Source organism: Acuticoccus sp. I52.16.1, assembly GCF_022865125.1.
Taxonomy (GTDB): domain Bacteria; phylum Pseudomonadota; class Alphaproteobacteria; order Rhizobiales; family Amorphaceae; genus Acuticoccus.
In genome coordinates, this window is record NZ_CP094828.1 from 3,323,865 (window position 1) to 3,345,844 (window position 21,980).

At 71.7% G+C, this 21,980-nt stretch carries 19 protein-coding genes; 12 read left to right on the top strand and 7 right to left on the bottom strand.

Annotated features, from left to right (window positions below; genetic code table 11):
- The first annotated feature begins 2 nt into the window (after window positions 1-2).
- From MRB58_RS15020 to larB, 7 genes are all read left to right on the top strand, one after another.
- Entirely contained in the window at window positions 3-962 is a 960-nt protein-coding gene (locus tag MRB58_RS15020; protein WP_244777933.1) for an NAD-dependent epimerase/dehydratase family protein, read from the top strand.
- A 104-nt stretch (window positions 963-1,066) separates the two neighbouring features.
- Entirely contained in the window at window positions 1,067-2,293 is a 1,227-nt protein-coding gene (locus MRB58_RS15025; protein WP_244777934.1) for a DNA repair exonuclease, read from the top strand.
- Window positions 2,260-5,742, top strand: coding sequence for a YhaN family protein (locus MRB58_RS15030; RefSeq protein ID WP_244777935.1), 3,483 nt, complete (start codon window positions 2,260-2,262; stop codon window positions 5,740-5,742). The genes MRB58_RS15025 and MRB58_RS15030 overlap by 34 nt, the downstream gene beginning before the upstream one ends.
- A gap of 64 nt (window positions 5,743-5,806) precedes the next feature.
- Entirely contained in the window at window positions 5,807-7,093 is a 1,287-nt protein-coding gene (locus tag MRB58_RS15035) for a lactate racemase domain-containing protein (RefSeq protein ID WP_244777936.1), read from the top strand.
- Window position 7,094: 1 nt separating this feature from the next.
- Window positions 7,095-8,255 carry a LarC family nickel insertion protein gene (locus tag MRB58_RS15040; protein ID WP_244777937.1) on the top strand — a complete coding sequence of 387 codons (1,161 nt, stop codon included), beginning with the start codon at window positions 7,095-7,097 and terminating at the stop codon, window positions 8,253-8,255.
- Window positions 8,252-9,070: an adenine nucleotide alpha hydrolase gene (locus MRB58_RS15045; protein ID WP_244777938.1), complete on the top strand. Its 819-nt coding sequence runs from the start codon at window positions 8,252-8,254 to the stop codon at window positions 9,068-9,070. The genes MRB58_RS15040 and MRB58_RS15045 overlap by 4 nt, the downstream gene beginning before the upstream one ends.
- A gap of 20 nt (window positions 9,071-9,090) precedes the next feature.
- A complete protein-coding gene (gene larB, locus MRB58_RS15050; protein WP_244782001.1) occupies window positions 9,091-9,747 on the top strand; it encodes a nickel pincer cofactor biosynthesis protein LarB in 657 nt (218 codons plus the stop codon).
- A gap of 64 nt (window positions 9,748-9,811) precedes the next feature.
- On the opposite strand, the gene fghA is transcribed toward larB, so the two are convergent.
- Both fghA and MRB58_RS15060 read right to left on the bottom strand, forming a co-directional pair.
- On the bottom strand, window positions 9,812-10,642 hold the full coding sequence (gene fghA, locus MRB58_RS15055; RefSeq protein WP_244777939.1) for an S-formylglutathione hydrolase: 831 nt from the start codon (window positions 10,640-10,642) through the stop codon (window positions 9,812-9,814).
- Between the two features lie 267 nt (window positions 10,643-10,909).
- Window positions 10,910-12,022 (bottom strand): S-(hydroxymethyl)glutathione dehydrogenase/class III alcohol dehydrogenase, encoded by a 1,113-nt coding sequence (locus tag MRB58_RS15060; RefSeq protein WP_244777940.1) that lies wholly within the window; start codon window positions 12,020-12,022, stop codon window positions 10,910-10,912.
- 195 nt (window positions 12,023-12,217) lie between these two features.
- On the opposite strand from MRB58_RS15060, the gene MRB58_RS15065 reads away from it, so the two are divergent.
- Window positions 12,218-12,673, top strand: coding sequence for a MarR family winged helix-turn-helix transcriptional regulator (locus MRB58_RS15065; RefSeq protein WP_244777941.1), 456 nt, complete (start codon window positions 12,218-12,220; stop codon window positions 12,671-12,673).
- 15 nt (window positions 12,674-12,688) lie between these two features.
- On the opposite strand, the gene hemF is transcribed toward MRB58_RS15065, so the two are convergent.
- Window positions 12,689-13,591: an oxygen-dependent coproporphyrinogen oxidase gene (gene hemF, locus MRB58_RS15070; protein ID WP_244777942.1), complete on the bottom strand. Its 903-nt coding sequence runs from the start codon at window positions 13,589-13,591 to the stop codon at window positions 12,689-12,691.
- A complete protein-coding gene (locus MRB58_RS15075) occupies window positions 13,588-14,049 on the bottom strand; it encodes a tRNA (cytidine(34)-2'-O)-methyltransferase (protein ID WP_244777943.1) in 462 nt (153 codons plus the stop codon). Before MRB58_RS15075 ends, hemF begins: the two co-directional genes overlap by 4 nt.
- Window positions 14,050-14,234: 185 nt before the next feature.
- On the opposite strand from MRB58_RS15075, the gene petA reads away from it, so the two are divergent.
- From petA to phnN, 4 genes are all read left to right on the top strand, one after another.
- On the top strand, window positions 14,235-14,813 hold the full coding sequence (gene petA / locus MRB58_RS15080; RefSeq protein WP_244777944.1) for a ubiquinol-cytochrome c reductase iron-sulfur subunit: 579 nt from the start codon (window positions 14,235-14,237) through the stop codon (window positions 14,811-14,813).
- Between the two features lie 16 nt (window positions 14,814-14,829).
- On the top strand, window positions 14,830-16,158 hold the full coding sequence (locus MRB58_RS15085; RefSeq protein WP_244777945.1) for a cytochrome b/b6: 1,329 nt from the start codon (window positions 14,830-14,832) through the stop codon (window positions 16,156-16,158).
- Between the two features lie 3 nt (window positions 16,159-16,161).
- Window positions 16,162-17,055 (top strand): cytochrome c1, encoded by an 894-nt coding sequence (locus MRB58_RS15090; RefSeq protein ID WP_371747185.1) that lies wholly within the window; start codon window positions 16,162-16,164, stop codon window positions 17,053-17,055.
- A 681-nt stretch (window positions 17,056-17,736) separates the two neighbouring features.
- Window positions 17,737-19,812, top strand: coding sequence for a phosphonate metabolism protein/1,5-bisphosphokinase (PRPP-forming) PhnN (gene phnN, locus MRB58_RS15095; protein ID WP_244777946.1), 2,076 nt, complete (start codon window positions 17,737-17,739; stop codon window positions 19,810-19,812).
- A 10-nt stretch (window positions 19,813-19,822) separates the two neighbouring features.
- Here the strand turns inward: phnN and MRB58_RS15100 are convergent, their stop codons facing one another.
- Genes MRB58_RS15100 through MRB58_RS15110 form a run of 3 tightly spaced genes read right to left on the bottom strand, consistent with a single transcriptional unit; the run spans window position 19,823 to window position 21,980 of the window.
- Window positions 19,823-20,383: a hypothetical protein gene (locus MRB58_RS15100; RefSeq protein ID WP_244777947.1), complete on the bottom strand. Its 561-nt coding sequence runs from the start codon at window positions 20,381-20,383 to the stop codon at window positions 19,823-19,825.
- 28 nt (window positions 20,384-20,411) lie between these two features.
- Window positions 20,412-21,566: a succinyl-diaminopimelate desuccinylase gene (dapE, locus tag MRB58_RS15105; protein ID WP_244777948.1), complete on the bottom strand. Its 1,155-nt coding sequence runs from the start codon at window positions 21,564-21,566 to the stop codon at window positions 20,412-20,414.
- A complete protein-coding gene (locus MRB58_RS15110) occupies window positions 21,567-21,980 on the bottom strand; it encodes a DUF805 domain-containing protein (RefSeq protein ID WP_244777949.1) in 414 nt (137 codons plus the stop codon). It lies immediately after the preceding gene.

A 21,980-nucleotide genomic window follows, 5' to 3' on the forward strand; every position in this document is an offset into this window, starting at 1 on the left:
CCATGCTCAATGTCCTCGTCACGGGCGCGGCCGGGTTCCTCGGCAGGGCCGTAGTCGAGGCGTTGATCCGGCGCGGCGGGCTGAACGGGCCGGACGGCGTCCAGCCACTCACCGCGCTGACCCTGGTCGACCGCGTCCCCGCCACGCCGCCGGCCGCCCCGGTCGATACGCGCGTGGTGGTCGGCAGCCTCGTCGACCACGACCTCGCCACTCTCATCGCGGACATCGACGTCATCATCCACCTCGCCGCGTTCCTGACCATCGAGTCGGAGCGCGACGTGGCGGCCGGCTACGATCTCAACCTGCATGTTCCGCTGCGGACGCTGGAGGCGGCGCGCGTCGCCGGGCGACGGCCGCGGATGGTGTTCCCGTCGTCCATCGCGGTCTTCGGCGGGACGTTGCCGGGCCGCGTCTCGGAGAACACGGTCTGCACGCCGCAGACGTCCTACGGCACCGCCAAGGCGATGGTGGAGTTGATGCTCTCCGACTACGCCCGGCACGGCTTCGTCGACGGGCGGGCCATCCGCATCCCCATCGTGGTGACGCGGCCCGGACTGCCCTCGCCGGTGGTGTCGGACATCGTCGGAGAGGTGATCCGCGGGCCGCTGGTCGGGCGCAAGGTGGTCTCGCCGCTCGACCCCGACGCCTCGTTCCCGATCGTCTCGGTGGAGCGGGTGGCCGAGAACGTCCTCAACCTTGCCGAGCGACCGGCGGACAGGTTCGGTGCCAGCCGCGCAGTGCACCAGCCGGGCCTGACGACGACGCCGCGCCAATTGGTCGAGAGCCTGGAGCGGCTCGCCGGGGAACGGTTAAAGGGGCGCGTGTCCTTCGCGCCGGATCCGGCGGTGACCCGCGTCGTCGCCGGCTGGCCGAGCGACTTCGCCTCCGACATCGACGATCCGCTCGTGGGTGACGCGGACGTCGACAGCATCGTGCGGCTGGCGCTGGCCCGCTTCGCGTAGGCGCCCCGGCGGCGCGAAAAGCTGGGGACCGCGCGTCGGCCGGCGCGCGCCGCCTTCCGCAATCCCCGCTCGATGCCGTAACCCTGGGCGCCGCGGAGGATGGGGTGACGACCTTTCGGTTCTTGCATGCTGCCGACCTGCACCTCGGCAGCCCGTTCAAGGGGCTCGCCGTGCGCGACCCGGCCGTCGCCGCGCGTTTCGCCCAGGCGACGCGCACCGCGCTGACGCGCCTCGTCGACGAGGCGCTCGCCGCCGAGGTCGCCTTCGCCGTCATCGCCGGGGACGTCTACGACGGCGCGTGGCGGGACAACCACGTCGGCCTCGTCTTCAACCGTGAGGTCTCGCGGCTGGCGCGGGCGGGGATCCCGACCTACGTCCTGCGCGGCAACCACGACGCCGACAGCGTGGTCACTCAGACCATCGCCCTGCCGGACAGCGTCCACGCCTTCGAGACGCGCCGGCCGACGACCTTCACCCTGCCGGACCTGAAAGTGGCGCTGCACGGCCAGGGCTTCGCCTCGCGGGCGGAGGACGCCAACCTCGTCGCCGCCTATCCGCCGGCCGTCGCGGGGCACTTCAACATCGGCGTCCTGCACACCTCGCTCACCGGCCACGCCGCCCACGCCACTTACGCGCCTTGCACCGTCGCCGACCTCGCCGCGCGCGGGTACGACTACTGGGCGCTCGGCCACGTCCACGACTTCGCGGTCGTCGCCGATGATCCTTGCGTCGTCTTCCCCGGCAACCTGCAAGGCCGCAGCGTGCGCGAGACGGGGGCCAAGGGCGCCGTCGTCGTCACCGTCGAGGACGGACGCGTCGCCGGCGTCGAGCGGGTGATCGTCGACGATGCCCGCTGGGCGCTCGCCGAGGTCGACATCACCGACGCGGCCGACATGCCTGCCGTGCTCGCCGCGGTGGAGGCGGCCGCCGAGGAGGCGGTGGCGGACCTCGGCGACCGCGTCCTGGCGCTGCGGGTGCGGCTGACCGGCCGCTCGGCGCTGCGCTCGGCGATCCTCGCGGCCAAGTCGCAGGTGACCGACGACATCCAGGCCGCCTGCCACCGCGTCCACGCCGAGATCTGGCTGGAGGCGGTCAAGGTCGACCTCACCGCCCCCGACACCGCTCCGGTCGATTTCGGCTTCGACCTCGCCGCCGCATTGCGCGACCTCGCCGCCGATCCCGAGACGCTCGCCCGCGCCGAGGCGACGATCGCCGAGATTGCGACCCGGCTCCCCGCCGGCCGCGCGGCGGGCGAGGCGCCGCTCGGCGAGGACGCCGCCGCGCTGATCGCTGAGGCGTGCGAGCTGGTCGCGACGCGGGCGCGCCGCTGATGCGCCTCTCCCGCCTCGCCCTCATCCGCTACGCCGCCTATACCGACCGCGCGCTCCAGTTCGCCCCGGAGGCGGCGCTGCACCTGGTCTACGGCCCCAACGAGGCGGGAAAATCCTCCGCGCTGCGGGCGATCTCGGACCTTCTGTTCGGCTTTCCGCACGCCAAGGAGGCCGACTTCCTGCATGCGGCGAAGGACCTGCGCCTCGGCGCCACGCTGACGAGCGCGGCGGGGGAGGCCATCGCCTTCCGCCGCCGCCGCGGCAACAAGGCGACCCTCCTGGCGGACAGCGACGCCGAAAGTCCCCTCAACGACGACGCCCTGGCGCCCTGGATCGGCGGGCTGACGCGCGAGATCTTCGGCGCCTCCTTCGGCCTCGACTCCGACACGCTGCGCGCCGGCGCCGAGGAGATGCTCAAGCCCGGCGGCGAGCTCGGATCGATCGTCATGGCGGCCGCCTCGGGCCTGGTGGGCCTCACCGAGCTGCGCACCGGCCTGGAGGCCGAGGCCGACGCGCTCTACGCCCCGCGCGCCTCGACCCGCGCCTTCAACGCCGCGCAGGCCCGCTACAACGCCGCGCGCGAGGCGGAGCGGGCGGGGGAACTGAAGCCCGGCGAATGGCGCGAGCTGAACCAGGCGATCGACCAGGCCGAGGCCGACCTCGCCCAGACCCGCGAGCGCCGCGAGACGGTGCTGACCGAGGAGAAGCGCATCGAGCGGCTGCGGGCACTGCGCGGCGTCGTCGCCGAGATCGACGCCGGCGCGGCCAGACTGGCTACCTACGGCGACCTCGACGCGGTCCCGGAAGGGCTGAGCGCCGCGCTCGACGAGCACCGCGCCGCCCTCGCCGACGCCGAGCGGCGCCTCGCCGAGGGGGCGGCGCAGCTCGACGCCGCGCGCCGCCAGCACGAGCGTATCGCGGTCGACGAGGCGCTGGTGGCGCACGCGGCCGAGGTGCAGGCCGTCTTCAGGGACAGCGGCGCCTACGCCGCCCTCGTCGAGGAGCTGCCGGCCGCCGCTGCCGAGCGGGACGCCGAGGCGGGCCGCATCGCCGACCGCGCACGCCGCCTCGGTCGCCCCGCCGATGCCATCGCCGCCCGCCAGCCGACGGACGCCGCGCTCGCCCGCGCCGCTGCCGCGGTGGAGCAGCTGGCCGCGGTCGAAGCGGCGCGCGAGGACACCGTCAGAGCGCTGAAGGCCGCCGAAGAGGCGCTCGAAGCGCTGGACGCTGCCGGCGACGGGGCCGGAGCCGCGAACCCGCAGGACGCCAAGGCGAACCTCGCCGCCCTGCAGCCTCGACTGGATGCGCTGAAGGCCCGCGGCAAGCTCGCCGCGCGCCTCGCCACGGTGGAACGTGCCGTGGCGGAAGGGGCCGCGGCGCTGTCGCCGCCGCCCCGGCTCGACGCACCGGCGATCGCGGGGTTGCCGCCCGTGGCGCGCCTCGCCGAGCAGGCGGGCGAGCTGCGGGCGATCGAGCGCGACGGTCTGGAGGCCCGCAAGCGCCTGCGCGAGCAGGAGGAGCGCCGCGCGGCGGTGGAACGGCGCATCGCCGAGGCGGAGGCGGGCGGGCCCGTCCCAAGCGCGGAGGCCGTCGCCCATGCCCGTCAGGCGCGCGACGCCGCGTTCGACACGGTGGCCCGCGCCGCCACCGGCGAGGCCCCGCTGGGCGACGCCCCCGGCGCGGTCGCCAAGGCGGCACGGCTGACCGCGGAGGCCGACAGCCTCGCCGACCAGGCTCTCGCCGAGGTGAGCCGCGTCAACACCTACGCCGCGCTCAAGGCCGAGGCGGCGGACCTCGCGGGCGACATCACCCGGCGTGAGGCCGACCTGGCGGACCTGCGCGCCACGTTGACCGCACAGCGCGAGGCATGGCGTGCGCCCTTCACGGCCGCGGGGCTGGAGCCCGGAAGGCCCGACGACATGGTCGAATGGCGCCGCCAGCTCGGCACCCTGCTGGAGGACCGCGCCGAGGCGGCCGACCTGACGGCGGAGATCGCCGCACTGGACGTGGCCGAGGCGGCGGCCGCCGCAGCTCTCGCCGCCGTTGCCGAGAGCATCGGCCTCACCCTGCCGGCACTTCCCACCGACGCGCTCGCGGCGCGCCTCGCCGCGCGGATCGGCGACCTCGAAGAGGCGTGGCTCACCGGCCAGCAGACGACGCGTCTGCGACACCACCACGAAGAGGCCATCGCCCGTCACACCGCCCGGCTCGCCACGCTTCAGAGCGAGCGTGCCGCCGCCGCCGGGCGCCTCGCGGCCGCAGCGACGGACCTCGGCCTCGCCCCCGGCGCCACCGCCGCAGAGACCGCGCCGACCATCGCCCTGTGGCGCGAACTCCCCGACCTCATCGAGCGGCGCGACACCGCCGAGCGCCGCCACGCCACGCTGCTGGCCAACAAGTCCCGGTTCGAGGCGGAGGTGGAGCGGCTCGTCGCCGCGCTGGCGCCGGGCCTCGCCGGGCTCCCGCCCGCCGCCGCCTGCGCCGAGCTGGCCGAGCGGGCCGCCGCCGCCCGCGCCGCGAGCGAGCGCCGCGAGGCCGCCGCCACCGCCGTCGCCGCCGCCGAGGAGGCGCTCGCCGAACGCCGCGCCGAGCGGGCCGCCGTCGCCGAGGCCGCGGACGCCGCCTTCGCGGGCCTTCCGCAGGGCGACCGCGGGCACCTCGTCCAGCGCCTCGCCGCGCGCGACACGGCCGCCGCCGACCTCGCCCAGTGCCGCCGCCGCTTTTCCGAGATCGCCCCCGGCGAGGAGGAGAGCGCCATCCGCGCCGCCCTCGACGCGATGGACCCCGCCACGGCCGATGCCCGGCGCGACGAGCTGGCGCGCGAGGCCGCCCGCCTCGCCGACGAGGAGAACGTCGCCTACGCGGCCTTGCGCGAACGCCAACGCGAGCGCGAGGCGCTGTCGGCGAGTGTCGGCGCCGAGGCGGCCGCGTTCGAGAAGAACGCCGCCAGCGCCGAGATGGAGGGGGTGGCGCGCGACTGGGCGGTCCTGCGCATCGCCTCGCAGCTCCTGACCGCGGCCATCGAGCGGCAGCGCCAGCGCCACCACGCGCCGCTGATCGAGCGCGCCGGAGCCCTGTTCGCGACCCTCACCAACGGCGCCTACAGCGGCCTCGCCCAGCGGTTCGACGAGAGCGACCGCATGCAGCTCTACGCCGCCCGCGGCACGGACATCCTCGAGCGTGCGGCATTGTCGGACGGCACGCGCGACCAGCTCTTCCTGGCGCTGCGCCTCGCCATCGTGGAAGACTATGCCGGCCGCAACGAGCCGGCGCCCTTCATCGGCGACGACATCTTCCAGACCTTCGACGACGACCGCACCGCCGCCGGCCTCGCCGCGCTGGCGGAGATCGGCGCCGGGGTGCAGCCGATCCTCTTCGCCCACCACCGCAGCGTGGTGGAGATCGCCCGCGACCGGCTCGGCTCCCGCGTCGACGTCATCGAGCTTTGACGGCTTCGCGCCTCCGGGGCGTGCGTGCTATAGCAACGGGCAAACAGCTCGCGGGAGGGGCAAAATGGAGGTTCTGGAGCGCCTGATCGGCGACATTGCGCTGCCGAAGATGGTCCGCGTGCGCCAGAGGTTCGCCGACGATCACGTCGCCGACGTCGCCGCCGCCGTCGTCGAGGGGATCGAGGCGCCGGCGATCGCGGAGCGCATCCGCCCCGGCATGTCGGTCGCGATCGCCGTCGGCAGCCGTGGCCTCGCCGACCTGCCGACCCTCGTCGCCGCCACCGTCAAGGCGCTGAAGGCCGCCGGCGCGGAGCCCTTCATCGTGCCCGCCATGGGCAGCCACGGCGGCGCCACCGCGGAGGGCCAGGCGCTGCTTCTCAACGGCATGGGCGTCACCGAGGGGGCCGTCGGCGCGCCGATCCGCTCTTCGATGGAGACCGTCTCGCTCGGCAACCTGCCGAACGGCCTGCCGGTGCTGATGGACCGCCACGCGATGGAGGCCGACGGCATCGTCGTCATCAATCGCGTCAAGGCGCACACCTCGTTCTCGGCCCCGATCGAGAGCGGCCTCGCCAAGATGATCACCATCGGCCTCGGCAAGCAGGACGGGGCGGCGAGCTGCCACGCGATGGGCTTCGCCCACATGGCGGGCAACGTGGTCGACATGGCCCGCGTCAAGCTCGAGACGTGCAAGATCCTCTTCGGCGTCGCCACCGTCGAGAACGGCTACGACCGGATCTGCCGTGTCGAAGTGGTGCCGGCCGAGGCGATTTTGACGCGTGAGCCGGAACTCCTGAAGGAATCCAAGGCGCGCATGCCGCGCATCATGTTCGACCCGCTGGACGTCCTCGTCGTCGACAAGATGGGCAAGGAGTTCTCCGGCACCGGGATGGATCCGAACATCACCGGCCGCGCGACGACGTCGCTGGTGCAGAGCCGCCTGTCGGTCACGCGCATGGTGGTGCTCGACCTGACGGCCAAGGGCGGCGGCAACGCCACCGGGATCGGCCTCGCCGACGCGACGACCCGCAAGCTCTACGAGAAGATCGACCTCGTCGCGACCTACGCCAACCACATCACGTCGACCGTGATGTCGGGCTGCAAGATCCCGATGATCCTGAACAGCGACCGCATGGCGATCATGGCCTGCATTCGCACCGCCAACGTCATGGACCTCTCCACTCTGCGGCTGGTGCGCGTGCCGAACACCCTCCACATCGGCGAGATCCAGATCTCCGAGGCGCTGCTGCCCGACGCGCGCGCCAACCCGGACATCGAGATCCTCTCCGAGCCGGAAGCGATGGTGTTCGACGCCGCGGGCGACTTCGCCGAGCTCGAGGCCGCACACTGAGGTGACGCCGCTTCACGTCCATCTCGACCCGGTGGGCGGGGCTGCCGGGGACATGTTCGTCGCCGCGATGCTGGCCGCCCGCCCCGAGCTGAAGACCCGCGTCATGGCCGACGTCGAGGCGGTGCTCCCGCGTGAAGCGGCCGCGACGCTGAGCGAGGGCAGCTCCGGCGGCCTCGCGGGCCAACGCCTGGCGCTGGTGCCGCCGCGGGACGACGGCCGGCCGCCGGTCGCGTGCCCCACCACCTACGCCGCCTTTCACGAGCGCATCTCCGGCGCCGTGCTGGCACCGGGGACGGCAACGGCGGCGCTCGGCATCCTCGAGCGGCTCGGCCGTGCGGAGGCGGCGATCCATCAGGTGCCGCTCTCGCGCGTGCATTTCCACGAAATCGCCGACTGGGACACGTTGATGGACGTGGTCGCCGCAGGGTCGATCGCCGCTGCGCTCGACGCCACGTGGAGTGTCGCGCCGCTGCCGTTGGGCGGCGGCTTCGTGCGCACCGCCCACGGCCTGCTGCCGGTGCCCGCTCCCGCCACCGCCGCCATCCTCGACGGCTATTCTTGGCGCGACGACGGCGTTTCCGGTGAGCGCGTCACACCGACCGGGGCCGCGATCCTCGCCCACGTCACCGGCGGCGCCGGATCCGGCACGCACCGTGGCGGCCGCCTCGCCGGTGTCGGCAACGGGTTGGGGACGCGCACGCTGGAGGGCGTGCCCAACGTCCTGCGCGCGATGGTCTTCGAGGTCGCCGCGGCCGCGGCCGAACGCACCGAGATGCTGACCTTCGAGGTCGACGACATGACCGGCGAGGAGATCGCCACCGCCACCGACCGGCTGCGCGCCGTGGCGGGCGTGCGCGATCTCGTGCTGATCCCGGCGCTCGGCAAGAAGGGCCGACCGGTGACGCGGATCGAGCTTCAGGCCGACCCCGCCGAGGCCGACCATATCGCCGAGGCGGTGTTCGCCGAGACCACCACGCTGGGCGTGCGCCGGGCCGAGATGCGGCGGGACATCCTGCCCCGCACCAAGGGCGTGGAGATGGGTCTCGCGGTCAAGCACGCGGTCCGCCCCGGCGGCGTGATCACCACCAAGGTCGAGCAGGACGCGCTGACCGAGGCGACGCTCGACGCCCGTCGCCGCGCCGCCCGAGAGGCCGAGCAATGACGCTGCTGGACGCGCCGGCGGATCCGGTCGTCGACACGCTCGCCCGGCTCGATGCGGCGCTGGGGGAGGGGCGGTGGACCATCGCCGTGTCCGGCGGCGTCGATTCCATGACGCTGGCGACGCTCGCCCACCGGCGTCTCGCCACCCCGCCGCGCATGGTGCACGCGACGTCCCCCGCGGTGCCGTCCGAGGCGCGCCGCCGGGTGGAGCGGCACGCGGGCGCCGAGGGATGGCGGCTGGAGGTGATCGACGCGGGCGAGTTCGCCGACGCCGACTACCGCGCCAATCCGGTGAACCGCTGCTACTTCTGCAAGTCACGCCTCTACGGGTCGATCGACGCGGTGATCCGCGCGGCCGGCGGCGGCCTCGTCGCCTCCGGCACCAACCGGGACGACCTGGGCGACTTCCGTCCCGGTCTGAAGGCCGCGGCGGAGAACGGCGTGCGCCACCCCTTCGTCGAAGCCGGGATCGGCAAGGCCGAGATCCGTGCGCTCGCCCGCGCCCATGGGCTGGAGTTCGCCGCGCTCCCGGCGCAGCCGTGCCTGTCGAGCCGGGTCGAGACGGGGCTCGCCATCCAGCCGGCGGACCTCGCCTTCATCGACGCGCTGGAGACAGAGCTGCGGACCCTGGCGCCGACGAGCGCCGTGCGGGTGCGGCTGCGCGCCGCCGGCGTCTGCGTCGAGACCGATTGCGCCGCGGCGCTGTGGCCCCGTCTCGCCGCCCGCGCCGCCACGGCCTGCGACGCCGCGCGCCGGATTTTCCTCGGCGTCGAGGCCTACCGCATGGGCTCGGCCTTCCTGAAGGACGCCCGTTGACCGAGCCGATACCCGCGATCATGGACTGGGACCGCGAGGCCCGCACCGGCCTGCCCGAAGCGGTGTTTTGCGCCGGCAAGACCCCCGCCCAGATCGACGCCATCCTCGCCGAGGCGCGCGCGGCCGGCCGCCGCGTGCTGCTCACGCGCCTCGACCCGGCACGCCGCGACGCCCTCGCCGCGAAGGAGGGGCTCGACTACGACGCCGCCTCCGCCACGGCGATCCTGGGCGGCCCGGCGCCGGCGCGGCCCGGCCGCATTGCCATCGTGACCGGCGGCCTCGCCGATCTGCCCGCCGCGACCGAGGCGCTGCGCACACTCGCCTTCTGCGGCTTTGCCGGCGAACTGGTCGCCGACGTCGGCGTCGCCGGGCTGTGGCGCCTGCTGGAGCGGATCGACGCGATCCGCGAGGTGGACGTCGTGATCGCCGTCGCGGGCATGGAGGGGGCGATCTTCTCGGTGCTCGCCGGGCTCGTGACGGCGCCGATCATCGCGCTGCCGGTGTCGTTCGGCAGCGGTGTCAGCGCCGGGGGGCGGCTGGCCCTGGACGCGGCGCTCGGGAGCTGCGCGCCGGGCCTCGTCGCGGTCAACATCGACAACGGGTTCGGGGCGGCGCAGGCGGCGATCCGGATGCTGTCGCCACGCGGCGGCACCGCGCAAAACGCGGGCCCCAGCTAGCAGCCGGCGCCCGCCTCCGCGTGGGCCGGGCGCGCGCGGGGCGGTCGCGGTCGCGCGGGGCGGTTCAGGCGAGGCGCTCGGCGTGCCAGGCGATATGGTCGGCCATGAAAGTGGAGATGAAGTAGTAGGAGTGGTCGTAGCCCTGCTGCGTGCGCAGGGTCAGATCGATCCCCGCGTCGGCGCAGGCGCGCGACAGCAGCTCGGGGCGCAGCTCGGTGATGACGAAGCTGTCCGACTCGCCCTGGTCGACCAGGATGTCCGTCACCCGTGCGCCGTCCTCGATGAGGGCGACCGCGTCGTACCGGCGCCACGCCGCTTCGTCGTTGCCGAGGTAGGCGGGGAGCGCCTTGCGGCCCCAGGGCACCTGGCTCGGCGCGACGATCGGCGCGAAGGCCGAGACGCTGCGGTAGCGGCCGGGGTTGCGCAGCGCGACGGTCAACGCGCCGTGCCCGCCCATCGAGTGGCCGAAGATCGACTGCCGGTCCGACGCGACGGGGAAATGGGCGGCGATCAAGGCCGGCAGTTCTTCCTCCACGTAGGTGCGCATCTTGAAATGCGGCGCCCAGGGCTCCTCCGTGGCATCGAGGTAGAAGCCGGCCCCCTGGCCGAGGTCGTACGCCTCGTCGTCGGCGACGTCCTCGCCGCGGGGGCTGGTGTCGGGACACACGACGATGATGCCGGCCTCGGCCGCGGCCTGCCGGTACTCACCTTTTTCCATCACGTTGGCGTGCGTGCACGTCAGCCCGGAGAGGTAGGTGAGGACGGGGCAGGGGCCGTCCTTCGCCTGCGGCGGGACGAACACCGCCAGCGTCATCGGCGTGCCGGTGGCCGAGGAGGTGTGCCGGCACACGAGCTGCTCGCCGCCGCATGCCGTCCAGCGCGATACGATCTCCATGGGTCTTCTTCTGCTCGTTTGTGGGTCCGACGCGAATGCGAAGCGCCGATGCCGTCGGACCTTCGCGGATGAGGGCGCGGCCGGCGCGGAACCACCCGCGAGCGAGGGTCGATCGACCTTCGCCCGGCGAGCCCGAGCCGCGCCGGCCGCCCGAGTTGATAGCGTGTCGCTTGCTAGCGCCTTTGCCGCCCCGGCGTCAAAGCCGATCTGACCCCGCGCGACCTTCGAACGAGGCGGCGGCCCGCCCGGAGCCGGCCGCCGCGCGGATCAATAGAGGACCACCGAGCGGATCGATTCGCCCGCGTGCATCAGGTCGAAGCCCTTGTTGATGTCCTCGAGGGGCATCGTATGGGTGATCAGATCGTCGATGTTGATCTTGCCGTCCATGTACCAGTCGACGATCTTCGGAACGTCCGTGCGGCCGCGCGCGCCGCCGAAGGCCGAGCCGCGCCACACCCGGCCGGTGACGAGCTGGAACGGGCGCGTCGCGATTTCCGCCCCCGCCGGCGCGACGCCGATGATGACGCTCTCTCCCCAACCCTTGTGCGCGCACTCCAGCGCCTGGCGCATGGTGTGGACGTTGCCGATGCACTCGAACGAGTAGTCGACGCCGCCGTTGGTGAGGTCGGTGATCGCCTGGACGACCTTGTCGCGGCCCACCTTGTCGGGGTTCACGAAGTCGGTCATGCCGAATTTGCGGGCGAGCGCGACCTTGTCCTCGTTGAGGTCGACGCCGATGATCCTGTCGGCGCCCACCATCTTGGCGCCCTGGATGACGTTGAGGCCGATGCCGCCGAGACCGAACACGGCCACCGTCGAGCCCGGCTCGACCTTGGCGGTGTAGATCACCGCGCCGATCCCGGTCGTCACGCCGCAGCCGATGTAGCAGACCTTGTCGAACGGGGCGTCCGGGCGGATCTTGGCGAGGCTGATCTCCGGCAGCACGGTATAGTTGGAGAAGGTGGAGCAGCCCATGTAGTGAAAGATGGGCTTGCCGTCGAGCGAGAAGCGGCTGGTGCCGTCCGGCATCAGGCCCTGGCCCTGGGTGGCGCGGACCTTCTGGCACAGGTTGGTCTTCGGGTTGAGGCAGTACTCGCACTCGCGGCACTCGGCCGTGTAGAGCGGGATGACGTGGTCGCCCTTCTTCAGGTGCCGCACGTCCGGCCCGACGTCGACGACGACGCCCGCGCCCTCGTGGCCGAGGATCGCCGGAAAGATGCCTTCCGGGTCGGCGCCGGAGCGGGTGAACTCGTCGGTATGGCACAGGCCGGTGGCCTTGATTTCCACCAGGACCTCGCCCGTCCGCGGGCCGTCGAGTTGAACGGTGGCGATTTCGAGCGGCTTGTCGGCCTCGAATGCGATGGCGGCGCGGGTGTCCATGAGGTGCCTCGTGCATATGGCGAGCGCCTGTGCGCCCGCGCGCAAACAAGCAACTTCGCCCCATCGCCGCAACCCTCTGTGATGGTTATGAGAACCGTCACGAATTGCAGTTGTGTCCCGCCGAATTGTCGTACCTTTCGTTTGATACATCCGCGATGGTTCGATACAAAACATTATCGGAAAATAGAGTGAAAAATGCCGGACAATCGTCTCGGGCTGGAGCTCGACAATCAGCTCTGCTTCGCCCTCTACGCGGCGACCAACGCCGTCACGCGGATGTACCGGCCTTTGCTGGCGAAGGTGGGGATGACCTACCCGCAATATCTCGTCATGCTGGTGCTGTGGCAGGACGGCGCGCGGCCCATCGGCAAGATCGCCGAGCGGCTGCGGCTGGGGCCGAGCGCGGTGGTGCCGCTGGTCGACCAGTTGCAGCGCAACGGGTTCGTGCAGAGGCGCAAGGACGATAACGACCGCCGCATGGTCTACATCGATCTGACCGAGCAGGGCGCTGAGGTCGAGCGCCAGGTGGCCGCCGCGCGCGAGATGGTGACGTGCCGTCTCGGCCTCGACGATGCCGAGATCGCCAGCCTGCGAGCCGAACTGACCGACCTGACGAGCCGCCTCACCGCGATCGACGCCGAGACGGCCTGACCCGGCGCGCCCGGCTCAGGGCCAGCGCACCGTCGGCGGCATGGAGGAGAGGATCGAGGCGACGTTGCCGCCGGTCCTCAGCCCGAACAGCGTGCCGCGGTCGTAGAGCAGGTTGAACTCCACATAGCGCCCGCGCTGGGTCTGCTGCTCCTCGCGGTCGGCCTCGGTCCACGGCTCGTGCATCGTGCCGCGCACGATCTGGGCGTACACCTCCATGAACGTGGTGCCGATGTCCTTGATGAGGGCGAAGTCCGCCTCCCAGTCGCCGCTCGCCAGATAGTCGGTGAAGACGCCGCCGATGCCGCGCGGCTCCTTGCGGTGGGGGAGGTAGAAGTATTCGTCGCACCACGCTTTGTCGCGGGCATAGTCGCCGACGGGGTGGCGCGCGTAGGCGTCGCGGTAGGCTGCGTGGAAGCGCACCGCGTCGGGGTGGTCCTGGCTGCGGCGGCGGGCCAGCATCGGCGTCAGATCGCCGCCGCCGCCGAACCACTGGCGCGTCGTCACCACGTAGCGCGTATTGATATGGACGGTCGGCACGTGCGGGTTCACGGGGTGGGCGATTAGCGAGATGCCGCTGGCCCAGAAGGTCGGATCCTCGGCCGCACCGGGGATCTGGGCGCCGAAGTCGCCGGTGAAGCGCCCGTGGACGGTGGAAGTGTGGACGCCCGCCTTCTCGAACAGGCGCCCGGCCAGCGTCCCCATCACACCGCCGCCGCCGTCGGATCCGTCCGCGTCGGTGCGCGACCAGGGCTCGCGCACGAAGCGGCCGGCGGCGTCGTCGCCGCCGACCTCGTCCTCCAGCGTCTCGAACAGGGCGTGGATGTCGTCCCGCAGCGTCTCGAACCAGGATCGGGCGCGGGCCTGCCAGTCGGCGAGGGTCGCCGGGTCGGGCTTGGGTCCGCCTTTGGTGTCGGTCATTTCAATCCTTTCGCCACGAGGGCGCCTGAAGAGACGGTGGCCGTCATGAGCGCAATTCCGACGGCGACCGCAAGGTTCAGCGAACGGGCGCCCGGTACGAGAGGGATGCGCAATCGCACGTCGGCGGCGGCGTGGACCTCGTCCGGCACGCCGGCGCTTTCTCGGCCGAAGAGGAGTGTGTCGCTTTGATCGAACGCAAAGTCGGTGAGGGCCATGTCGGCGCGGGTCGTGAAGAGGACCACCCGCCCCGGCGCGGCAGCTTTGAATGCGTCGAAAGTCGGATGCTGCGTCAGGGGAACGGTCGCGGCATAATCGAGCCCGGCGCGTCGTATCGCGCGGGGGGACAGGTCGAACGCGGCCGGGCCGATGATGTGGCCCCGGGCGCCCAGGCAAGCGAGGGTCCGCAGGATCGCGGCCGTATTTTGGGGAATCTCCGGTTGAAACAGTGCGACATTCATGTCCCGAAATCCGTTTGGTTGAACGATCGCACCATCGCGTTCTAATTTCAGGTGTTTCTGGAAAGACGAACCGTTTAGAACCGTTTGCGAGACCGTGCTGAAGTGGGTCGGATCTAGACAGGGCCCGCGCAGGCAGGCATGGCAGTGCGACGAATGCGCGATCAAGAAGATGGGGGACGAGGGTCGTGGCGACCACGGAAACGAATAACGAGCATGGAGAGGCGCACGGTGAGACACGGCGCGACTTCCTCTACATCGCGACGGGTGCCGTGGCCGCGGTCGGCATCGGCTCCGTCGCCTGGCCCTTCATCGACCAGATGAATCCCGACGCCGCGTCGCTGGCGATGGCCTCCACCGAGGCCAACATCGGCGACCTCGGCGAAGGCGAGTCGATGACGGTGATGTGGCGCGGCAAGCCGGTCTTCATCCGCCGCCGCACCGCCGAGGAGGTCGAGGCGGCCAAGGAAGTCCCGATGTCCGACCTCAAGGACACCGACGCGCGCAACCCCAACGTGGACGCCACCGAGGCGACGGACGTCAACCGCGCCGTGCAGGGCCGCGAAGATCTGCTCGTCATGATCGGCGTGTGTACCCACCTCGGCTGCATCCCGCTCGGCCAGTCGGGTGACTATGGCGGCTGGTTCTGCCCCTGCCACGGTTCCCACTACGACACGGCCGGCCGGATCCGGAAGGGCCCGGCGCCGGAGAACCTGGCGATCCCGCCGTACAACCTTCCCGACGAATCGTCGATCGTCATCGGCTAAGAAGAAGAGGACCGACATGGCCGGACACGGACACGGCGATACGCCCGCCTTCGAACCAAAGAACAAAGTCGTCAAGTGGTTCGACTCCCGCCTGCCGATCGTCTCGATGATGAACGATCAGGCGGTGGTCTTCCCGACGCCGAAGAACCTCAACTACATGTGGACCTTCGGTGCGATCCTCACGTTCATGCTCGTGACGATGATCATCACAGGCATCTGCCTGGCGATGCACTACGCCGCCAATACCGAGCTGGCGTTCGACCGGGTCGAGAACATCATGCGCAACGTCAACTTCGGTTGGCTGCTGCGCTACATCCACGCGGTCGGCGCGTCGATGTTCTTCTTCGCCGTCTACATGCACATCGCCCGCGGCCTCTATTACGGCTCCTACAAGGCGCCGCGTGAGGTCCTGTGGATGCTCGGCGTCATCATCCTCATCCTGATGATGGCCACCGCCTTCATGGGCTACGTCCTCCCCTGGGGGCAGATGTCCGGCTGGGGCGCCACCGTGATCACCAACCTCTTCTCGGCGATCCCGCTGGTCGGCCCGTCGATCACCGAGTGGCTGTGGGGCGGCTTCGCGGTCGACAACGCGACGCTGAACCGCTTTTTCGCGCTGCACTACCTGCTGCCGTTCATGATCGCCGGCGTCGTCGTCCTGCACATCTGGGCGCTGCACGTCTCGGGCAACAACAATCCGACCGGCGTCGCGGTGAAATCCTCCAAGGACACCGTGCCGTTCAGCCCCTACCTGACGATCAAGGACGGCTTCGCGATCGTCGTCTTCATGCTGCTCTACGCATGGTTCGTGTTCTACGTCCCGAACTACCTCGGCCACCCGGACAACTACATTCAGTTCGACCCGCTGGTGACCCCGGCGCACATCGTGCCCGAATGGTATCTCCTGCCGTTCTACGCCATGCTGCGCGCCATTCCGGACAAGCTGGGCGGCGTCATCGTGATGTTCGGCTCGCTGTTGATCCTGCTGGTGATCCCGTGGCTCGACACGTCGCGCGTGCGCTCGGCGCGCTACCGGCCGATGTTCAAGATCGCCTTCTGGCTCTTCGTGGTCGACGCGATCGCGCTCGGCTACCTCGGCGCCATGCCGGCCGAGGGTATCTACGTCCTCCTCGCGCGGATCTGCACGTTCTACTACTTCGCCTTCTTCCTCATCCTGATGCCGGTGCTGGGCATCATCGAGACCCCCAAGCCGTTGCCGACCTCGATCGCCGACGACGTGCTGGCGAAGTCCAAGAAGAAGGGCGGGCACGCGCAGCCCGATCAACCCGCCGGCTCCGGGGCAGGACAGCCCACGGGTGCCACCGCCGCGCCGAAGAAGGATTGACCGATGCTTGAGACGATGACCGCGCCGCTCGCCAGACTCGGCAGGCTCGCAGGCACCGCCGGGCTCTCGGTCGCCCTCCTGTGCGGCACCGGGGCCATGACCGGCTCGCTCTCCACCCCGGCACAAGCGGCCGAGGAGGGCGGCCACCACGTCGAGAAGCAGGATTGGACCTTCTCCGGCGTGTTCGGGCAGTACGATCAGGCCCAGCTGCAACGCGGCTTCAAGGTCTACCGCGAGGCCTGCGCGGCGTGCCACTCCATGCGCCTCGTCGCCTTCCGCACGCTGGAAGACGAGCACGGCCCGCACTTCTCCGAAGCCGCGGTCGAGCAGATCGCGTCGGAATATACGGTCGAGGACATCTCCAACGAGGACGGGCAGCCGTTCGAGCGCCCCGCGACGCCGAACGATCACATCCCCTCGCCGTACCCGAACGCGGCCGCCGCCGCGGCGGCCAACGGCGGCGCCGCCCCGCCGGACTTCTCGTTGATCGCCAAGGCGCGCGCCGTCCACCGCGGCTTCCCCGGCTTCATCACCGACGCGTTCGCCGGCTACTCGGAGAGCGGGCCGGACTACATCTACGCCCTGCTGCAGGGCTACGAGGAGGTGCCGGAGGGCGTCGAGGAGGTGCCGGGCAAGTACTACAACCCGGTCTTCCTGAACGGTAAGTGGATCGCCATGCCGCCGCCGCTCACCGACGAGCGCGTCGAGTACACCGACGGCTCGCCGCAGACCGTGGAGCAGTACGCGGCCGATGTCTCCGCCTTCCTGATGTGGGCCGCCGAGCCGCACCTGGAGTCGCGCAAGGAGATCGGCTTCCGCGTGATGATCTTCCTCCTGGTCTTCGCAGTGCTTCTCTACATGACGAAGCGCAAACTCTGGCGAAACGTCGACCACTGACCGCAAAAAGGGCCGGACCGATCGTCCGGCCCTTTTTCGTTCCCACGACCCCACCGGTCGCACGGCCCCACCGCGCGCTGCGCCGACCGGCACCCGGTCGGACACGGCGCGGCAACCCGCCCGCCGCCTCACCGGGCGCGGAAAGGGGACAGGCGGCCGCCAGACCAAACGCTCGCGCCAATTGACGGCTCAGCGCTCCAGGCCTGACGGCGCGGCACCCGGCACGGCGCTTCGCCGACTCGCGCCAGCCGGCATGCGGCGGCAAGCGGCGACCCGCCTCCTTCGGCACCGCCGTACACCGCTGTGCGGCATGCAGTGCTCCGCCTCGTCGGCCGCCTTCTGGCCACACTGTGCCGCGGCCCTATCCCCGCCCGTCTTGCGCCGCTCCATCCGGCCGGGACGCGGTCCCTCGCTGGCCGGAGGCGGCAGGCGATGGACTGCGCCCGTCCGTGCGTGGCTGTGTCTGGTCTGACGCCCGGCACCGTCGGCTCCGGGCGGGTGTGCGGCGGCGTGCCAGTGCTTCGGGTGCGGCGAGGGGGGAGCCTTGCAAGGGTGCTCCGCCGCGTCGCATGGTTGTCATCTCCACGTATGATGTACCTAGTGGCATGTCGTCGGCGGCGGCCGCGCATCGGGGCCCCGCGTCGCGGTCGCGCCGCGGTCCGCCCACCCAATGGAGCGCCTATGCAGACACACGACGGCCCTGAGGACGCGGTGGCGGAGCCGGCCGGGGCGTCGTCTCGGGAGGGCGTCCTGTTCCTCGTCGTCGGGCCGAGCGGGGTGGGCAAGGACTCGTTGATCGACGGCGCTCGTGCCCGCCTGCCGCAGCGGCACTTCAGCCTCGCCCAGCGTGTCGTCACCCGCCCGCGTGAGGCCGGTGGCGAGGACCACGAACCCATGGACCTCACCACCTTTCGTGCCGAGGAGGCCGCGGGCGCCTTCGCCGTCGCCTGGGGCGCGCATGGCCTGCGCTACGGCATCCGCCACCGTGCCATCGCCCCGCTGGCGCAGGGGTCCAACGTCATCGTCAACGCCTCGCGCGGCTCGATCGGCGCCTTCGCGACCCTCGCCCGGCGCGTCGTGGTGATCTCCGTCGTCGCCCCGCCGGAGATCGTGCGCGCCCGTCTCGAAGCCCGCGGGCGCGAGGACGCGGCCGACGTCGCCGCGCGGCTCGAGCGGCGGGTGCCGCTGGTCGGCGCCGGCAACGTCGCGGTCATCGACAACGGCGGCGCGCTGGAAGTGGGGGTCGACCATTTCGTCGCCGCACTCCTCGGCGCCGCCCGGCTGCCGCTCGCCGTGCACCGTGTCCCCGTCACGCTGCCGGGCGGTCCCGTCGCGTTCGTGCATCGCGCCGCGTTGCCGCTCGCCAGCCAGCAGGTCGCGGCAGGCGGGGGGACCGAGGTCGTCGCCGACAGCGCCGTGCGCGTGCGCCTCGCCGTGACCGACGGGCCGCTCGTCGACCCGGCCAGCGTCGGCCTGCCGGACGCGGTGTTCGACCGGCTCGGTGCCGCCGAGGGCAGCGAGGTGGTTCTGCGCCGCGCCGCACCGCCCGTCAGCCGGGACGCGCTCCGGCGCAAAATCGCCGGCGATACGCTGGGGGCTGGCGCCATCGCCACCATCGTGCGCGACATCGTCGACGGCCGCTACAGCGAGGCGGAGGTGGCCGGCTTCCTCGTCGCCGCCTCGCGCCAGCTCACCGTGACCGAGATTGCGGCGCTAACGAAGGAGCGTGCCGGCCTCGTCGTGCCGATCGCCTGGGATCGCCGGTTGGTGGTCGACAAGCACTCGCTGGGCGGCGTGCCGGGCAACCCGATCTCGCTGGTGGTGGTCCCGGTGGTGGCCGCGCACGGGCTGCCGATCCCCAAGACGTCCTCGCGTGCGATCACCTCCGCCGCCGGCACCGCCGACATCATGGAGTGCGCCGCGCGCGTGGATCTCGACGCTGCCGACCTGAAGCGCGTCGTGAGCACCGCGGGCGGCGCCGTCGCCTGGGCCGGACGCATCAGCCACAGCCCGCTCGACGACGTGATGAACGCCATCAACCGCCCGCTCGGGATCGCTTCGCCGGGGCTCGACGTGTCCTCGATCTTGTCCAAGAAGCTCGCCGTCGGCGCGACCCATGTGGCGATCGACATTCCGGTCGGCCCTGCCGCCAAGGTGAAGACGGCCGAGGCGGGCGCCGAGCTGGCGCGGCTCTTCGAGGAGGTGGGCCGCGCGGTCGGCCTCACCGTCCGTGCCGCGATCAGCGACGGGCGCCACCCGCTCGGCCGCGGTGTGGGCCCCGCGCTGGAGCTGGAGGACGCGCTGGCGATCCTCTCCGGCGCGCCGGAGGCATGCGCCGCGCTGCGCGCCAAGGCGGTGAACGTCGCCGGCACCATCCTGGAGTGGGACCCGGCCGTCCGCGAGGGCGAGGGTCCCGCCACCGCCGCGCGGCTCCTGGCCAGCGGGGCCGCGCTGGACGCCTTCCGCGCGATCGTCGCCGCGCAGGGGCCGGTCGAGCGTTTGGCGCCGGGGCCGTTCACGCGGCCGCTCCTCGCCCCGCGCGCCGGCCGGGTGGCGGACATCGACGTTTTCGCCGTGGCGGGGCTGGCCCGCGCGGTCGGCGCACCGCTGGACAAGGGCGCGGGCGTGCGGCTCACGGTGCGGGTCGGGGACGAGGTCGCCGCCGGAGACGTTCTGGCCGACGTGGTGGCGAGCAGCCAGAACGGGATCGACGCCATCCGCGCCGACGCCAGCGGCGAGCTTTTCACGCTCGCCTGACCGGCGCCGCTCAGCTCGCCGAGGCGACGATCAGGAACGAGATGACGAGGTCCACCACCACCAGCGCGATGGCGATCTCCAACGTCACCCCCAGCGCGATGCGCATGATGAGGTAGTGGTAGCGCACGGCCACCATCAGGGCGGCGATGGTCGCGATCACGGCCAGTTCGTCGCCCATGAAACCGGCCCCCTGCAGCAGGAGCGGGATGGTGACGATCACCCAGCTGATCGGCGCCGCCCAGTTCCGCGCCACGACGTAGGTCACATAGCGCTTCGTCACCCCCAGCGGCTTGGCGATGCAGGCGAGGAGGATGGGGAAGGCGACCCAGTCGAGCGCCAGCACGGGCAGCCGCTCCGCGAACGCTTCGCCGAACGGGGGCTGCACGGCGATGCGCGACAAGGCGAGCAGGGAAATCGCGTCGATCGGCAATACCAGGAGGATGGCCCAGAAGGAGCGCCAGAAGCCGTCGATCGAGCGGTCAAGCAGGTCGATCCCGTCCGGCCGGTTGCGGAAGAGCCGCCAGGCCCCCTCCAGCGATCGGCCGATCTCCGGCCCGCTCACAGCGCGCACGCCCCAGCCGCCTGACCGCCGGTCGTGCTCATGCCGCGAGGACGGCGTCGATGATGGCGCGGTAGGCGGCGGCGAGCGTGCGCAGCTCGCTGACGGAGGTGCGCTCGTTCACCTGGTGCATCGTGTCGCCGACACCGCCGAATTCCACCACCGGGCAATAGTCCTTGATGAAGCGCGCGTCCGAGGTGCCACCGCCGGTGGTCGCCTCCGGCGTGACCCCGGTGGTCGCCTCGATCGCGCCGGTGAGGGCGGCGATTAGCGCGTCGTCCTTGGTACGGAAGGCGCCGCCGTGGCTCGGTTGCCAGGTGACGTCGACCTGAAGGCTGTTGCCGCCGGTGCCGATGCGCTCGAGCAGTTCGGCACGCAGCGCCTCCGGTTGCCACAGGTCGTTGAAGCGCACGTTGAAGCGCAGCGTCGCCGTCTCGGGGATCACGTTCCAGGCCGGGTTGCCGACGTCGATCGAGACGATCTCGAGATTGGAGGGGGCGAACTGCTCGGTACCCTCGTCGAGAGGCTCCAGGAGGCGCCCACCCATCGCCAGCAGCTCCGGCACCGGGCTCTGCGCCAGGTGCTGGTAGGCGACATGCCCCTGGCGGCCGGTGACCGTCACCTCGGCCGACATCGAGCCGCGGCGGCCGATCTTGATGGTGTCGCCCAACGTGACGCGCGAGGTCGGCTCGCCGACGACGCAGGCGTCGATCCGCCCGCGCGTGGCCGCCCAGGCGATCAGCGGGGCGGTGCCGTCCTGCGCGGCGCCTTCCTCGTCACCGGTGATGACGAACGAGACCCGGCCCGGCGCGTCGGAGGCGGCCCAGTCGGCCGCGGCGACGATCATCGCCGCCACGGCGCCCTTCATGTCCTGTGCGCCGCGACCGTACAGCGTGTCGCCGACGATCTCGGCCCCGAAGGGCGGGTGGGACCAGGCCTCTTCGCTGCCCGGCGGCACGACGTCGACATGGCCGGCGAAGGCGAGATGCCGGCCGGAGCCCTTGGTCGCGAAGAGGTTCTCGACCGGCGTGCCGGCGTCGTCGAACGTCATGCGCGTCACTTCGAAGCCGGCGGCGGTGAGCGCGTCCTCGACGATGTCGAACGCGGCGGGGGCCGCGGGGGTGATGCTTTCGGCTCGGATCAGGCGCTGCGCCAGGTCGACCGGGTCGAGGGCGAGGGAAACGTGATCAGCCACCTATCGTGCTCGCTGGTTGGGGCCTGGACCGTAGATGTTGGGGCCGCGTTCGCCGGGGACGACGCCGATGATGAAGAAGCCGACGAGGCTCACCACCGGGATCGCCAGGAGGAGAGAGGCCCAGCCGGTGATGCCGCGGTCGTGCAGGCGCTTCACCACGAGGGCGACCTGCACCCACATCAGCGCGGCGAGTTCCAGAACCATGATGACGACGCCGAGCTGGCCGTAGCGCACGTGGATCGTCTCGCCCTCGAAGTCGAAGATCGGCAAGGCGAGGGCGATCGGAACGGTGAGCGCGAGGCAGAACAGATTGCTCAGCCAGAAGACCTCACGGTCGATCCGCCCGTCGAACCCGAACAAGGCCCAGGCGATGGACGGCGGGCGGACGGTCGGCGGGCGGGTATCGGTCGGCAA